Here is a 14,867-nt window from a genome sequence, read left to right as displayed (position 1 = left end):
CGTTTCCTCAGGCTGCGGTCGGGCTTGGAATGCGCGGCAGGTTTTCGGCGAGGAACCGCCAGTCGTCGCGCTCGCCCCCGCCTTCATGGCGCTTGCCGAAGAACTGGATGATCATCTTGCCGTCGGCGCCATAGGCTTCGAGCGACGTGACATGACCGTCCTTGGTCGGCTTGCGCACGGCCCAGACCTCGTGGATGTGATCGGTGCGCAAATGCAGGTGGAAGGTCTCGTCCAGCACGTTGATCCACGGACCCATCGGCTTGATCGATTTGACCGGGCCGGAATGGATCTGGATGCAGCCGCGGTTTCCGACGAAACACATGATCGGCATTCCATCGGCGGCAGCATGGTGGAACATGGCGCTGACGGCATCATTGTCGAGCAGCCAGGCATAATCCTGGCCGACCATGCTCACGGCCTGGCGGCGGCTGAGCTTCAGGGCTTTCAGCATGCCGAAGAACTGATGCACATCGGTCAGCCGGCTCCAGCGGTCGCGCAGATCGTCAATGTTTGCGGCAACGCCCGGCGTTTCAGCATCGTCCTCGGCCACGCCGGCGACAGAAACGGTCGACTCCTGGTTCGATGATTCGAGGGCCGCCACCAGCTTCTGGTAGGCGTAGAGATTGGACGCCGGCCGCAAATGCACCTTGTGCACCGCATCGCCAGCCGCATCGAAGAATTGCAGGCTGCGGCGGATGTCGCCGCCGTCGCGCTTTTCGACGGCAAAGCCATGCGCCCAGACTTTCGGAAAGATGCGCAGGTCGATGTTTTCGCCCAGCACCATGGCATTGTGCGCGCCGGGCACGACCTTGTCGTAGACGCCGATCTTCTCGTGCACCGCGCTTTCGTTGCGGGTCAGCGCCATCACCTCGCCGACGGCGTCGAGGCCGGTCAGAAGATCGTTGACCCGCGGCTCGACGCGCATGACGCCGTCGCCGCAATGCGCGGCGACCAGTTCGGCTTCGGAAATACCGAGCTCGGCGGCAAGGTCGCGCTCGCGCGCTTTCGGATTGTCTGCCCGCGCCCGCCGGATTTCATGCGGGGCCGGTTTTACGCGCTGGTCCATGTCCTGCTTACCTGTCTGCCCTGTCTGGTTCGTCACTTGTTGAGGATCAGCTTGCCCTGGCGGGTGATCTTCAGCCGATAGAGCGCACCATGGTGCTCGATGCCAATCTCATGCTCGCCCTGGAACAGCGTGTTGGAGGACAGCGTCCTCACCGCCAGCGGCACCCGGTCGAAACGGGTCGGCGTCTCCTCGGAACGGCGGACGCGGTAACGGAAGTCATTGGGATTGTGGGTGTTCATTTCTGTCTATCCCTTTCCTGTGCCGGGCGTCTGGCTAGGCGTTGCAAAAATGCCGATTCATTTCTTGACTTGAATAATCATGTTTAATAGTCAGTGCAATACCGGACGAAATGAGTCAACATTTAAGACGCCGGATGAAATGAAAAATGCCAGCGAGCGCCGCCGCCAGCCAGCATCGAACCTGGATTTGGAGTTGGGGCAATGGGGTTGGCAAATCGTGGACGACTGGGTCAGGCAAACGCCGATCCGGTGCGTCGGCCTATGGCAAAGACAGTGGCCATTTTGCTTGCGGGAGTGGCAGTGGTCGCGTTGCTGACGCCGCCGGCCAGCGCTCAACAAGCCGCCCAACCGGCCGCTGACCAGGCCGACCAGACCAAGAAAACCGAGGACACCAAGCCAGCGCCTGCCGGCGTGACGCTGCTGGACAAGATCCTCGTCATCAGCCGCACCGGCGAAACGGCGATCGAATCGCTGGCCTCGGCCAGCCATGTCGATCAGGAACAGCTCGACCGCCGCATGGCGACGACGCCGAACGAAATGCTGCTCGGTGTGCCGGGCGTCACGGTGCAGGCCGATGCGCGACGCGTCAGCTCCAGCATCAACATCCGCGGCCTGCAGGATTTCGGCCGCGTCGCGGTGATCGTCGACGGCGCCCGACAGAATTTCCAGCGCTCCGACCACGGCACGCAGTCGACCTTCTATGTCGATCCCGAACTCATCAAATCCGTCGATGTGATCCGCGGACCGACTGCCAACACCTATGGCTCCGGCGCCATTGGCGGCGTCGTCTTCTTCGACACCAAGGATGCTGAGGACTTCTTGAAGCCCGGTGAGACCTGGGCCGGCTCCGTCACCGGACGCTATGAAAGCAATGGCAAGGGCTGGACCACCAGCGCCAGCGGCGCTTACAAATTCAACGACAACTTGGATGTGTTGGGCAACATCGTCTATCGCGACTACGACGACTACAAGAATGGCAGCGGCGACACCGTCGCCGGCACCGGCTTCGACGTGCTGAGCGGCCTGCTCAAGACCACCATCCGCGCCAGTGAAAACAGCGAATTGAAGCTCGGCTGGGTCGGCTCGAGCGACGGCTGGACGGAAACCAGCGGCGGCGTGCCGGCCAACGATGTCGACCTGAAGTCGAACACCTTCACCGCCCGCTACAACATCACCGACGACGCCAAGAGCTGGCTCGATCTCCACATCAACGCCTCCTACAACAAGACCAATCTGGACCTGACCACGCTCGTGCCGCAAAACCGCTTCGATCCGGTCACCGGTCTTCCCGTGGTGCTGCCGACAGGCTCGACATCGACCTTCGATGTCGGCACCACCGGCATCGACATCTGGAACACGTCGCGCTTCGAGACCGCCGGCATCGCGCACGAGCTGACCTATGGCGGCGACTGGGTCGGCGACAATGTCGAGACCGGCGGCACGTCGGGCAGCGACAGTTTTTATACGCCGTCAGGCAAGCGCAACGTTTCGGGTGCCTACATCCAGGACAAGCTGACCTGGGACTGGCTCGAAGTCATCACTGGCCTGCGTTACGACAATTACAGCCTGAAGGATTCGGACAACGAAACCTCAGGCGACAGGCTGTCGCCACGCATCACCGTCGGCGTCTCGCCCTTCGAAAGCGCCAGCCTGGCTGGCCTGCAATTCTATGGCACCTACGCGGAAGGCTACCGCTCGCCGTCGCTGACCGAAACGCTGATCAGCGGCAACCATCCGGCCGGCGTCACCTTCCCGTTCCTCCCCAACCCGAACCTGCGGCCTGAAACCGGCAAGACCACCGAATTCGGCGTCAACTACAAGCTGAACGACATCATCGAAGCCGGCGACGCGTTTCGGCTCAAGGCCGCCTACTTCCACAACGATGTCGACGACTACATCGAAGGCGTCACGCTGTCGCCATTCGACCCGACCAGCGGCTGCCCGTTCGGCCCGGGCATCCCGATCTGCTTCCAGTATCAGAACTTCGCACAGGCCAAGATCAACGGCTTCGAACTCGAGAGCGTCTACGATGCCGCCTGGGGTTACGCCGGGCTGTCGGCCTCGATCATCAACGGCCACACCATCTCTTATGGAGGTGAGCGCGCCGACCTTGCCACAATCCCGTCGTCGCAGGTCACCGGGCAGCTCGGCTTCCGCTTCCTCGAAGACAAGCTGACCGTCGGCGGCGAGGTGCAGTACAACGGCAAGCCGAAGGGCAACCCCGTGGCCAAGGACTATACGCTGGTCAACGCCTTCGCCAGCTACCAGGCAACCGACAATCTGAAGGTGGACTTCCGCGCCGACAATTTGTTCGATGTCAAATACACCAACCCGCTGAACGGCGGCACCACCGCCGTCGTCTACGAGCCCGGCATCACGCTGAAGCTGGCCGCAACCATGCGCTTTGGAGGCTGACACCCATGATACGCTTGACGACATCGCTTCGTCTGTTGACCTCGACGCTGGCGATGTCGCTTGGTTCGGTGCCGGCGTGGGCGCAGTCCGCGCCGGCTCAGCAACTCAGCCTCGAGCTCAATGCCGCGCAGCCCTCCGACAAGGGCTGCCGCCTGACCTTCGTCGTGAACAATGCGCTTGGCGCCGATCTTTCCAAGGCGGCGTTCGAGATCGCACTGTTCAACGAGGCCGGCGTCGTCGACCGTCTGAGCGTGCTCGACTTCAAGGACCTGCCGGCCGACAAGACCAAGGTGACCCGCTTCGACCTCGCTGGCACCGACTGCACCAAACTCAGCCGTGTGCTGATCAACAGCGCCACCGAATGCGCCGGCACCGGTATCGAGCCGCAGGCCTGCATGCGCGGCCTGAAGACGCAGACCAAGACCGGTATCGCATTCGGCGTCTGAGGTGGGACTGCATCGCGCCTTCCTGCAAGAGAGTTCGGCGCGGCCCGTCTCCGGCCCACCTTCATGGTCGGCAACCGATCTTGATTTGACAATCACACCGCGCTCGCGGCAGGTCTCGCCGCGAAACATGCAGGACATCACCCCCCTCCCCGTCGACGCCGGCAACGAACTGGCGACTGCGCCAGCCGAGCCGCTTGCGCAGCCATCGGCCGCGGACTGCAAATGGACGGTGGCGATCATCGCCTCCTGCCTGCTCCATGTCGCCGCTGCGGCGGCGTTCCTGATCGCACCCGCCGGGACGTTCGATACCGGGGATGCGATACAGTCCGAGGGCACCGATCAATCGGGCGCCGACGTCCTCGGCACCGCTTTGAAAAACCCGGCACCTGACGCGATCGATGTTACCCTGGTGGCCGATCCGCAGCCGGCCAAACCCGAGGCCGCTCAACCAGTGCCGCCAACCGAGGCGCCTCAACCCATAAAGGCGCCGGCGGCACCCAAGTCTGCGCCGGAAGCTGCCGAACAGGCAAACGTCGCTCCCGATACACTGACGGCTGCCATTCCGAATGATCAAACTGTCGCCCCAAGCGCTGAGACGTCGACACCATCAGCGGTTCAAACGCAAAGTTCAAAGGCGCCTCCCGCCGATGAGCCTGCTGTTGATTTGCCCGCCGCAAGGCCACCGGTCCCAAGCCCGAGGCCAAGCGCACCAATATCGGGAGAGACTGGCGGCACAGCAGATAGCGAGGAGCGCGAGGCACCGGCGGTTGCCAGCAGGGGTGAAAAACAGGGCGCGGCCGGCAATGCGATGGAATCCGGCTATAGCGTTGAAGTTCAGAACAAGCTTGCCCGCGCCAACCGCCACGTTTCGAAAAAGATTCAAGAGAAGGCTCGCAACAATGCCAGGGTCGTTTTCGTCGTCATGGCCGATGGCAGCATCAGCGACTTGCAGCTTGCCGAAAGTTCAGGGTCTGCCGAGCTAGACCAATTCGCCTTGAAACTGGTGCGCCAGCAAGCCCCGTTCCCGCCCATTCCACCCGAGACCGGGCTATCAAGCTGGGTGTTCAGGGCGCGGATCGGTCCGTTTTAAGCACCTTCGCCAAATGCCATCCACCAATTCGAGAGGACGCCAATGTACATCGCCATGAACCGCTTCAAGGTCCAGAACGGCTCGGAGACCGCCTTCGAGGATGTCTGGAAGAACCGCGATTCCAGCCTCTCGGAGATGAAAGGCTTCAGGGAATTCCACTTGCTGCGCGGCCCGGTCAACGAGACCGAGGGCTACACGCTGTTTGCCTCGCACACGGTATGGGCAAGCCACGAGGATTTCATCGCCTGGACCAAATCCGAGAATTTTCGCGCCGCCCACCGCAACACCGGCACCTCGAAGGTGCACTATCTCGGCCATCCCCAGTTCGAAGGCTTTTCGGTCGTCGAAGGCGCCTGACATTGGCGCGCCCAGGGACTGTGATGCCCTTGGGCGCTTGTTATGATCGCGGCGAGCCACCGCTTCTCAGTCGCCGCAACCACTGGGCGACATGCATACGCAGCCGCTGCCAGGGTCGTCCCCGGGTCAGGTAGCGCACCAGCCGCGGATCGCTGCCCAATTCCCTGAACTGGCGCACATGCTGGGTCAGAAATGCGGGTATGAAATTGCGGCCGTTGACATCGCTGAGCCAGCCCGAATTCGCCAGCACATACTCGACCGCATCGGCCGCCAGCACGCTCCTGTAGGCTCTGTAGGCAGGTGTTTGCCGCACATGACCGCCGGCAAAAGCCGTCCCAGTGGAGACGTTGGACCCATGCAGGCGGTAGAGACCGAGGCATTCCGACAGGATGAGACTGCCGCCGGCCAGATGCGCGCATATCGCCGTCAGATAGTCGCTGCCCACCCTGGCCTTGAACGGAAAGGACAAGACCGGTTCCAGAGCGCCGCGCCGGTAAACCATGGCCGAGGATGGGGACCACAGCCAACCATATATGGCCGGTCCGAAATAGGTCACCGGATGCTGCCACGCATAGTCGATCCCGGGCGCCATGCCGGCAAGCTGGCCGCCGGGCACGATCGCGACGCCATGGCGGTCCGGTCCGGAGCGCGGTTTGCGCAAGGCCAGGAAAGTGCCGCTCAGCAAGGTGTCGTTGCCATCGACCAGGAAAACATCGGAGCTCGACAGCGCGGCCGAATGCGTTGCATTGAGGTGGGCGGACAGATGGGCGAGCAAAAAATTCGGCAGCCAGACGTCGTCGGCATCCAGAAAGGCGATGAAAGGCGCATCGGTCGCGGCAAAGCCATCGCGAAATCCCGCGATCTGTCCGCCATTCTCCTGGCGCGCCAAAAAGCGCAGGCGCGGATCGTCGATTGACTGGAGAAGCTGGCGGACATGATCGGCCGAGCCGTCGGTCGAGGCATCGTCGACGATGACGCAGTCCCAGTTCCGGTAAGTCTGCGCCAATACCGAACGGATCGCATCCTCGACATAGGCGCGATAGTTGTGACAGGTGATGACCACACCAACGCGCGGCAGCTCAAACGGTGGGGACTTCTCTTCCATCGGATCGGCCTGGCCGCTCGCGTTGCTGTCTATACCAGCGCATATCCTTGCAACCCGACGCAGGCAAGCGAGCTCACGCTGCGGCCAGCAGGCTGGCGTTACCGCCGGCAGCGGTGGTGTCGACGCAGACGGCGCGTTCATGCGCATAGGCCGCCGGGTTGAGCACTTCACTGACCAGCGGCACGATCGGCCCGGTCCGGTTGGCGATCACCTTGCGCACGATGCGGGCTGCTTCCGGCTTGCCCGAGAAGGCGACGACATCGACGCGCAGCGAACGCGCCTCGACCGGATCGGGCCGACCATCTATGGCAGCGAGCGGCAGCCCCTTGCCGGTCAGCGCCGACAGTGCCGCCGGCGCGCCCGGCGCCACGGCCAGCACCGCATTGCCGGCGGCCAGCGCCTGGATCGCCTGCGCAAGCAGCGTGTCGGCGTCCGGCCCGAGGCACAGCACCCGGCCGCGCGGTGACAGCGACAGCGTGTTGGCCTCGCCGGTCGGGCCGGGCAGGTCGACCTGGCCGAAATCGATGCCGGCGGCAGCGCCGATCGCTGCCGCACCCTTGCCGCGCAGATGCTTTCTCAAAATGGCGATGCGGTCCGGCCGCGTCGACCAGCCGCCAAGCGTCGGATCGGGCAGGTTGTCGGCGAGTTCGGTTGCCGTCACCTTGTGACCATCGGCAATCTCGGTGCCGGCTTCCGGTCCCTTGCGGAAACGGCGGAGATAGTGCGGACCGCCGGCCTTCGGCCCGGTGCCTGAAAGCCCCTCGCCGCCGAAGGGCTGCGAGCCGACGACGGCGCCGATCTGGTTGCGGTTGACGTAGATGTTGCCGGCATGGATGCCATCGACGAAATGCTGGACGCGGCCTTCGATGCGGGTGTGCAGGCCGAAGGTGAGGCCGTAACCCTTGCGGTTGATAGCGGCGATGACGGCGTCGATCCCGTCGGCGTCAAAACTCGCGACATGCAGCACCGGCCCGAACACCTCGCGCTCCATCTCCTCGATGCCCTTGACCCGGAACACATGCGGCGCGACGAAGCGGCCATCCCCAGGCGCCTCGAGCTTGGCGATCAGCCGGCCCTGCAGCCCCATCGTGGTGCAATACTCGCGGATCGAGCTTTGCGCCTCGTCGTCGATCACCGGGCCGACATCGGTCGAAATCTGCCAGGGATCGCCGATGTTGAGCGCCTCCATGGCGCCTTTCAGCATCTCCAGCATCTTCTTCTCGACGTCCTTCTGCACGTAGAGCACGCGCAGCGCCGAGCAGCGTTGGCCGGCACTCTGGAAGGCAGAGGCCAGAATGTCGCGCACCGCCTGTTCGGGGAGTGCCGTGGAATCGACGATCATGGCGTTGAGACCGCCGGTCTCGGCGATCAGCATGGCGTCGGGCCCAGCGGTCTCGGCGAGCTGTCGCTCGATCAGCTTGGCGACTTCGGTCGAGCCGGTGAAGCAGACACCGGCAATGCGTGGGTCCGCGGTCAGCGGCGCGCCGACCGACGGGCCGTCGCCGGGCAGAAGCTGGATGACATCTTCCGGCACGCCGGCCTCGCGCAACAGTTCGACGGCACGGAAGGCGATCAGCGGCGTCTGCTCGGCCGGCTTGGCGATGACCGAATTGCCGGTGACCAGCGCTGCCGCGATCTGGCCGGTGAAAATGGCGAGCGGAAAATTCCATGGCGAGATGCAGACAATGGCGCCGCGCGCCTCGGTGCCCGCTTCGTTGTTCGCCGCTTCGGCCGCGTAATAACGCAGGAAGTCGACGGCTTCGCGCACTTCGGCGACGCCGTCGGCCAGCGACTTGCCGGCCTCGCGGGTAGCGAGCGCGAAGAACTCGATGGCATTGGCCTCATAGAGATCGGCGGCGCGGTTGAGGATCGCGGCGCGCTCTGCAACGGGACGCTTTGCCCAGGCCGGCTGCGCTTCCACCGCAAAGCGCACAGCGGTCGCAACCTGCTTGGCGACGGCCTCGGCGACCGTGCCGACGATTTCGGCAGGCTTCGCCGGATTGACCACCGGGCGCTGCTTGCCATAGCCGGCGGCGCGCGTGATCGGCTTGGCGTGCCAGCGCTCGGGACCGGCGAAGGCCGCCTTGGCCTTGTCGATCACCGCCAGCGTCACCGGATCGGTGATATCGAACCCTTTCGAATTGCGCCGCCCAGTGCCGAAGATCGTCGCCGGGCGAGCGATCGCCGGATTGGCGGCCGGACCCTGGCTCTCGACCGTTTCCAGCGGATCACGCGCAATGTCCTCCGGCTCGACGTCCTCGTCGGTGAGCTGGTGGACGAAGGAGGAGTTGGCGCCATTTTCCAGTAGGCGGCGAACCAGATAGGCCAGCAGATCGGAATGCGCGCCGACCGGCGCATAGATGCGGCAGCGCGTGCCTTCGCTCTGGCGCACCGTCTCGTGCAGCGCCTCGCCCATGCCGTGCAGACGCTGGAATTCGAAGGCGTCGCGATTGTCGGCCATCGACAGGATGGCAGCGACGGTGTGGGCGTTGTGGGTGGCGAATTGCGGATAGATGCGGTCGGTCATGCCAAGCAGCTTCTTCGCGCAGGCCATGTAGGAAACGTCGGTGTTGGCCTTGCGGGTGAAGACGGGATAGCCGGAAAGCCCGAGCGTCTGCGCCCGCTTGATCTCGGTGTCCCAATAGGCGCCCTTGACCAGCCGCACCATGATGTTGCGGTTGTATTTCTTCGCGAGCGCATAGAGCCAGTCGATGGTGAAGGCCGCACGCGGGCCATAGGCCTGGACGACGACGCCAAAGCCGTTCCAGCCGGCGAGCTCCGGCTCGGCCAGCACGCGCTCGATGACATCCAGCGACAAATCGAGCCGGTCGGCTTCCTCGGCGTCGATGTTGAGGCCCATGCGCGAATGCCGCGCAGCCAGCGCCAGCGATAGCAGCCGCTCGGCCATGACCGGCAGCATCTTTTCTTTCTGCGCTTCTTCATAGCGCGGATGCAGCGCCGACAGCTTGACCGAGATGCCGTGGTTCTGCCTGATATCAGGACCGTTCGAGCCGGAATCGAGCGAGGAAATGGCGTCGGCATAGGCCTTGAGGTAGCGCAGCGCATCGGCCTCGGTGCGGGCCGCTTCGCCAAGCATGTCGAAGGAATAGAGATAACCTTTCTGGATCATCGCCTTGCCGCGCTTGACGGCTTCCGCAATGGTGCGGCCGAGCACGAACTGCTCGCCCATTTCGCGCATGGCGGCGGCCACCGCCTTGCGGATCACCGGCTCGCCCAGCCTACGCACCATGGAGCGAAGCGTGCCCTCAATGCCGCCCTCGCCCTCGTCGAGCACGCGACCAGTCAGCATCAGCGCCCAGGTCGAGGCATTGACGAAGATCGAGCTCGAACCGCCCGAATGTGCCGACCAGTCATGCGGGGCGATCTTGTCGGCGATGAGGTCGTCCATGGTCTCGGTGTCGGGCACGCGCAGCAGCGCCTCGGCCAGGCACATCAACGCCACGCCTTCCTTGGTGGAGAGACCATAGGCCGAGAGAAACACCTCCATCAGCCGCGGATCGGACGAGCCGCGCACTGCCCGCACCAGATCGGCGGCACGAGCCGAGACGGTCTTGCGGTCTTCGGTCGAGAGTTCTGTTGCTTCGGCCAACCTCTTCACCGCCGCGTCTTCGTCGGGCAGGTAGTTGGCGCGGATCTGCTGGCGGATGGTGTCGAGCGGCATGGCTGTCCCTGCGGAGCGAGCATCTGGGAGCGGGCCGGCAGTCGCCGGACCGAATGGCGCAAGCTAGCACAGAGCCGAATTTTCGGTCGGTCCAAAGAAATCGACAAAGTAAGCCGAACGATCTATGATTGTGTCAAATTCCACATCAATTGGACTGCAATACCAGTGACAGAAGACCAATTGGACCGCATCGATAAAAACGTCCTGTCGGCGCTGGCGCGCGACGGACGGCTGTCCATGTCGGAACTGGCCGGCAAGGTCGGCCTGTCGAAGACGCCGGTACAGGCGCGGGTAAAGCGTCTCGAGAAGGATGGCTATATCAGGGGCTATCAGGCGATCATCGATCGCGAGCGGATGGGTGAAGGCCACGTTGCCTTCGTTCAGGTCAAATTGTCCGACACACGTTCGGCCGCCCTCGACGCCTTCAACCGCGCGGTGCAGGCGGTACCGGAGATCGAGCAGTGCCACATGATGGCGTCGAGCTTCGATTATCTCCTGAAGGTCCGCACCACCGACATCGCCGCCTACCGCCGCGTTCTCGGCGAGCGCATCTCGGCGCTGCCACACGTGGCCCAGACTTCGACCTTCGTGGCGATGGAAACGGTGAAGGATCGCTGACTCAATCCGACAGCGTCTTCAAAAACGCCACCAGCGCCGCGCGTTCGCGCTCCGACAGCTGCAGCGGGTGCACTTCGGAGGTGCCTTCAACTGCCGCCTCCGCTTTCGCGTAGTGCGCCACCACCTCCTCCAGCGTGGAGAGTTGTCCGGCATGCATGTAGGGCGGCCGCGTCGCCGCGCCCCTGAGCGACGGCGTCTTGTAGGCACGCATCAGCTCGGGCGCAGCCTTGACCATGAAGCGCAGCTCGCCGCAGGCGCCCGCGTCGCCATCGCGGAAGGCGCCGAAGCAGTTGAACGGATCGGCCTCGACCTGGGCTACCGCGTCGAAACGGCCGCGATCCAGCGGCAAATCCTTGACCGGCGGCACGCCAGTGTTGTGGAAACTGTTGTCGGTGAAGCGCGGGCCGTTGTGGCAGGTCACGCAATTGGCCTTGCCGATGAACAGCTTCAGCCCAAGAACTTCCTCCGGCGAAAAGGCATCGTCGGCGTTCGGCTTGGCGCCCGACGCCAGGTCGATGGCAAAACGGTCGAAGCGTGTCTGCGCCGGTTCGATCGACCGTTCGAAGGCGGCGATCGCCTTGCCGATGTTGGAAAAGACGCGGTTGACGTCGTCCATTTGGCTAGCGCTCATCGCCTTCCATGCAGCCTGCTCGGCTTCGTTGCCGAGGGGGCTGGCGTTGGCGGGCACGGTCGAAAGGTCGGGTAGCGGTCCGAAGATGCGCTCATAGCGCGCGCCGAACCGCTTTTGGATGTAATGCGCGAAGGAGGCGCGGTTTCCCGCCTGCTCGAGCGGGTTTTCCAGCGGCGTCAGCGCCTGCGCCCACAGGCTGTCGCGCCGTCCGTCCCAGAAGAACCATGGATTACGGGCAACGCCGGCCAGCGGCATGCTGCGCCTGTTGGTGCGGCCGACGCCGACGGCCTGCGGCAGGTCGTCCTGGAACTGCCGGTCGATCTTGTGGCAGGTCGAGCAGGACACACTGCCGTCATGGCTCATGCCCTGGTCGAAGAACAGAGTGGAGCCCAGAGCCGCCGCGGCCGGCACGTCGGCGAAGTGGTTGGTGGTGTCCGGCTTCAACGCCGGCAAAGCGTTCAGCGCCAGCGACGCAATGGTCTTCTTCTCGGCGTCGGAAAACTGCGGCTTGCCGCAGCCGGCAACAAGCAAGACCGCCGCCAATGCCAGAAGACCCAACAGACGGCTCATCGGCAGCTCACAGCACCACGTTGAAGATGACCGTGTCGGAACCGGCTGCCGCCGAAATGGCGAACCGCAACTGCCACACACCGCTCATGGTGAATTTCAGCCCCTCGATGCGATAGCGCCCCTCGCCCAGATAATCGGTCGCCTGCGGACTGGTCGGCAGGCCATGATTGTGCTGCGGCATGCCGCCGGAGACCGAGATCGCCGCACCTTCCACCGGGGCGCCGGCAATCGTCTTCAGGGTGAGCAGCCAGGATTGCAGCTCGCCTTGTTTGATAATGCCCCGCTCCGGCTGGAAACTGGCGACAAACAGACCGTTCGCGGTTTTCTTCGAGCGCGAGATATCCGGACCCGGCGCCGACTGCGGCGCGGTCAGATAGACGATCGCCAGTATGCCAGCCAGCAAGGCGGCCAGACCAAGGCCCGCAAGAAGATAACGCCATAGTGATGCCAAACCGGTTCCTCTTCCAAACATAACGTCTCGGGAAGCAATTCGCGTCCCGCCGCTTCTGTGGGAAAACGCTTCTGGCGCAAAAATCCGCCGCCGCCAAGCATGGCGCTGCCGGCCGCAAAAAGCTACAGGACCGAAACCGAGCCCTGAGGGAGAGTTATGGCAGCAGACGGCGTCGCTTCGATCGGTGAATGCATGCTCGAACTGTCCGGCCAGGCCGGACCGAACTGGCGCATGGGCTTTGCCGGCGACACGTTCAACACGCTTTGGGCGCTGCATGCTCTGAGTGGCGAGAGACCCGCCACTTACGTCTCTGCTTTCGGCGACGATCCGTTCTCGCAGGGCCAGATCTCGTTCTTCGCCGAAAACGGCATCGGCATTGGCGCCAGCCCGGTCATTCCAGGCGCGCGGCCCGGCCTCTACGCCATCACCTTGACCGGCGCCGAACGCGCCTTCACCTATTGGCGCAGCGATGCGGCTGCAAAGCGGCTTGCCTCGGACCCGGCCGCCCTGGCAAAAAGCCTTGAAAGCCAGGCGCTTGTGTATTTTTCCGGAATCACTTTGGCAATTCTGGACGCCGCCGCGCGCAAGACGTTGCTGGCGGCGATAGCCAAGGCGCGCCGCGCCGGTTCGCTCGTCGCCTTCGACCCCAACTACCGGCCGCGCCTGTGGCAGAGCCGCGACGAGGCGCAAGCCGCGATCCTCGACGCGCTCGCCGTCACCGACATCGCCCTGCCGACCTTTCCCGACGAGCAGATGCTGTTCGGTGACACCGCACCACAAGCGACCGCCGAGCGATTTGAAAAGCTGGTCGGCGAAGTTGTCGTCAAGAATGGCGAGGAACCCGCGCTGATCGCCACTGGTGGAGCTCTGCAGCCGGTTCCGGCCCAGCATGTCGCCACCCCCGTCGACACCACCGGAGCCGGCGATTCCTTCAATGGCGGCTATCTCGCCGCACGGCTTGCCGGCCACACCCCGGCCGAGGCCGTGCAACGCGCGCACCGTGTCGCCGCCGCCGTCGTGCAGGTGCGCGGCGCGCTGGCGCCGTTCGAAGTTCTAAGAACCGCTTTCGAGGGCTAAGACCTTAAGGAAGTCGGAAGCGATATTCCGTGACCTGATGATAGATCTGGCCCGGCCACAGCGTGGCCTGCGGGAAATAGGGCCGGTTCGGCGCGTCAGGCCAGGCCTGTGCTTCAAGGCAAAAGCCGGAAAACGCCTTGTAGCGCCGCCCATCCAGACCGCCCGAGGTCGGCGCGACGTACTGACCGGTGTAAAGCTGGAGGCCGGGCTCGGTGGTCCAGACTTCCATCTCGACGCCTGAAGTAGCGCCTTGCGCCCACGCCACCTGGTGAAGCGGCCCACGGCTGGATGCCAAGCAGAAATTGACATCGTAAGGCAGCTGCTCGCCTTCCGTTTCCATACGCAGCGGCCGCGCCTGGCGGAAGTCGAAGGGCGTGTCGTCGACAGGCTTGACCACGCCGGTCGGGATCATCTCGCTGTCGATCGGGGTATAAGCGCCGGCATTCAGCATCAGCCGGTGATCGAGAATGTCACTGGTGCCGCCATCGTCGAGATTGAAATAGGAATGCTGCGCCAGATTGCACAGCGTCGGCTCCTCGCAGGTGGCGGTCAGTTCCATGCTGAGCGTGCCGGGGATCTTCAGCCGGTAGGTGCAGGTGACGTCCAACGCGCCGGGAAAGCCCATCGTGCCGTCGGGGTCGTGCAGGGTCAGCGTGACAAAATCCCGGCCGTGCAGCGAGACCGTCCATGGTCGGTGGAAATAGCCCCGCGAACCGCCATGCAGCGTGTGCTTGCCCAGGAAATTGCGTTCGGTCTGGTAGCGCTGGCCGGCAATGGTGAAGCGACCGTCGCGGATGCGGTTGGCATAGCGGCCGACGACCGCGCCGAAGAAGGCCCGGTCGGTCTCGTAGGGCTCGAACCGGTCATAGCCGAGCACCAGCGGCGCATCGTGACCGGCGAGCCGAAGATCCTGAATGATCGCGCCGAGCCCGATGATGTTGGCGCTGATGCCGCCGCCACGAATGGTGAAACGGCGCACCGGTTCGCCCGCCTGCGTCGTGCCGAAGACTTCGCCGTCCTTCATCGCTATGCCCAAATGCTATTTCGTCGATCTATCGACTTAGGCCGGCTGAATGTCGTCTGGCAAGGGCAGGCGCATGGCCTGCCCTGCCCGTCAATG

General features: G+C 64.0%; 13 protein-coding genes. 6 read left to right on the top strand and 7 right to left on the bottom strand.

The window, feature by feature from the left end; all coding sequences use genetic code 11:
* Positions 1-7 precede the first annotated feature (7 nt).
* A complete protein-coding gene (locus AC1D1B_RS22065; protein ID WP_477334510.1) occupies positions 8-1,066 on the bottom strand; it encodes a hemin-degrading factor in 1,059 nt (352 codons plus the stop codon).
* Between the two features lie 32 nt (positions 1,067-1,098).
* Entirely contained in the window at positions 1,099-1,305 is a 207-nt protein-coding gene (gene hemP, locus AC1D1B_RS22060) for a hemin uptake protein HemP (protein WP_023673860.1), read from the bottom strand.
* Positions 1,306-1,566: 261 nt separating this feature from the next.
* On the opposite strand from hemP, the gene AC1D1B_RS22055 reads away from it, so the two are divergent.
* The 4 genes from AC1D1B_RS22055 (at position 1,567) to hmuQ (ending at position 5,613) form a co-directional block, all read left to right on the top strand.
* A complete protein-coding gene (locus AC1D1B_RS22055) occupies positions 1,567-3,720 on the top strand; it encodes a TonB-dependent hemoglobin/transferrin/lactoferrin family receptor (protein ID WP_477334509.1) in 2,154 nt (717 codons plus the stop codon).
* A gap of 5 nt (positions 3,721-3,725) precedes the next feature.
* A complete protein-coding gene (locus tag AC1D1B_RS22050) occupies positions 3,726-4,166 on the top strand; it encodes a hypothetical protein (RefSeq protein ID WP_477334508.1) in 441 nt (146 codons plus the stop codon).
* Positions 4,167-4,293: 127 nt separating this feature from the next.
* A complete protein-coding gene (locus AC1D1B_RS22045) occupies positions 4,294-5,256 on the top strand; it encodes an energy transducer TonB family protein (protein ID WP_477334507.1) in 963 nt (320 codons plus the stop codon).
* A 42-nt stretch (positions 5,257-5,298) separates the two neighbouring features.
* On the top strand, positions 5,299-5,613 hold the full coding sequence (hmuQ, locus tag AC1D1B_RS22040; RefSeq protein ID WP_477334506.1) for a heme-degrading protein HmuQ: 315 nt from the start codon (positions 5,299-5,301) through the stop codon (positions 5,611-5,613).
* A 40-nt stretch (positions 5,614-5,653) separates the two neighbouring features.
* On the opposite strand, the gene AC1D1B_RS22035 is transcribed toward hmuQ, so the two are convergent.
* Both AC1D1B_RS22035 and putA read right to left on the bottom strand, forming a co-directional pair.
* Complete coding sequence (locus AC1D1B_RS22035; protein WP_477334505.1) at positions 5,654-6,718, bottom strand: glycosyltransferase; 1,065 nt, start codon at positions 6,716-6,718, stop codon at positions 5,654-5,656.
* Positions 6,719-6,791: 73 nt separating this feature from the next.
* On the bottom strand, positions 6,792-10,400 hold the full coding sequence (putA, locus tag AC1D1B_RS22030; protein ID WP_477334504.1) for a bifunctional proline dehydrogenase/L-glutamate gamma-semialdehyde dehydrogenase PutA: 3,609 nt from the start codon (positions 10,398-10,400) through the stop codon (positions 6,792-6,794).
* Positions 10,401-10,565: 165 nt separating this feature from the next.
* Between putA and AC1D1B_RS22025 the strand changes: the two genes are divergently transcribed.
* The gene (locus AC1D1B_RS22025; RefSeq protein ID WP_477334503.1) at positions 10,566-11,018 is read left to right on the top strand and encodes an Lrp/AsnC family transcriptional regulator; all 453 of its coding nucleotides are present in this window, start codon (positions 10,566-10,568) and stop codon (positions 11,016-11,018) included.
* Between the two features lies 1 nt (position 11,019).
* Here AC1D1B_RS22025 and AC1D1B_RS22020 read toward each other — a convergent pair whose 3' ends face one another.
* Positions 11,020-12,219, bottom strand: coding sequence for a cytochrome-c peroxidase (locus tag AC1D1B_RS22020; protein WP_477334502.1), 1,200 nt, complete (start codon positions 12,217-12,219; stop codon positions 11,020-11,022).
* A gap of 7 nt (positions 12,220-12,226) precedes the next feature.
* Positions 12,227-12,670, bottom strand: a complete 444-nt coding sequence (locus AC1D1B_RS22015) for a FixH family protein (RefSeq protein WP_477334501.1) — start codon at positions 12,668-12,670, stop codon at positions 12,227-12,229.
* A gap of 156 nt (positions 12,671-12,826) precedes the next feature.
* Between AC1D1B_RS22015 and AC1D1B_RS22010 the strand changes: the two genes are divergently transcribed.
* Positions 12,827-13,747 (top strand): sugar kinase, encoded by a 921-nt coding sequence (locus AC1D1B_RS22010; RefSeq protein ID WP_477334500.1) that lies wholly within the window; start codon positions 12,827-12,829, stop codon positions 13,745-13,747.
* A 4-nt stretch (positions 13,748-13,751) separates the two neighbouring features.
* Here AC1D1B_RS22010 and AC1D1B_RS22005 read toward each other — a convergent pair whose 3' ends face one another.
* Positions 13,752-14,777 (bottom strand): aldose epimerase family protein, encoded by a 1,026-nt coding sequence (locus tag AC1D1B_RS22005; protein ID WP_477334886.1) that lies wholly within the window; start codon positions 14,775-14,777, stop codon positions 13,752-13,754.
* Between the last annotated feature and the right edge of the window lie 90 nt (positions 14,778-14,867).

Source organism: Mesorhizobium sp. P2_C5_2, assembly GCF_056404535.1.
This window is presented reverse-complemented; position numbering and strand designations above follow the sequence as displayed.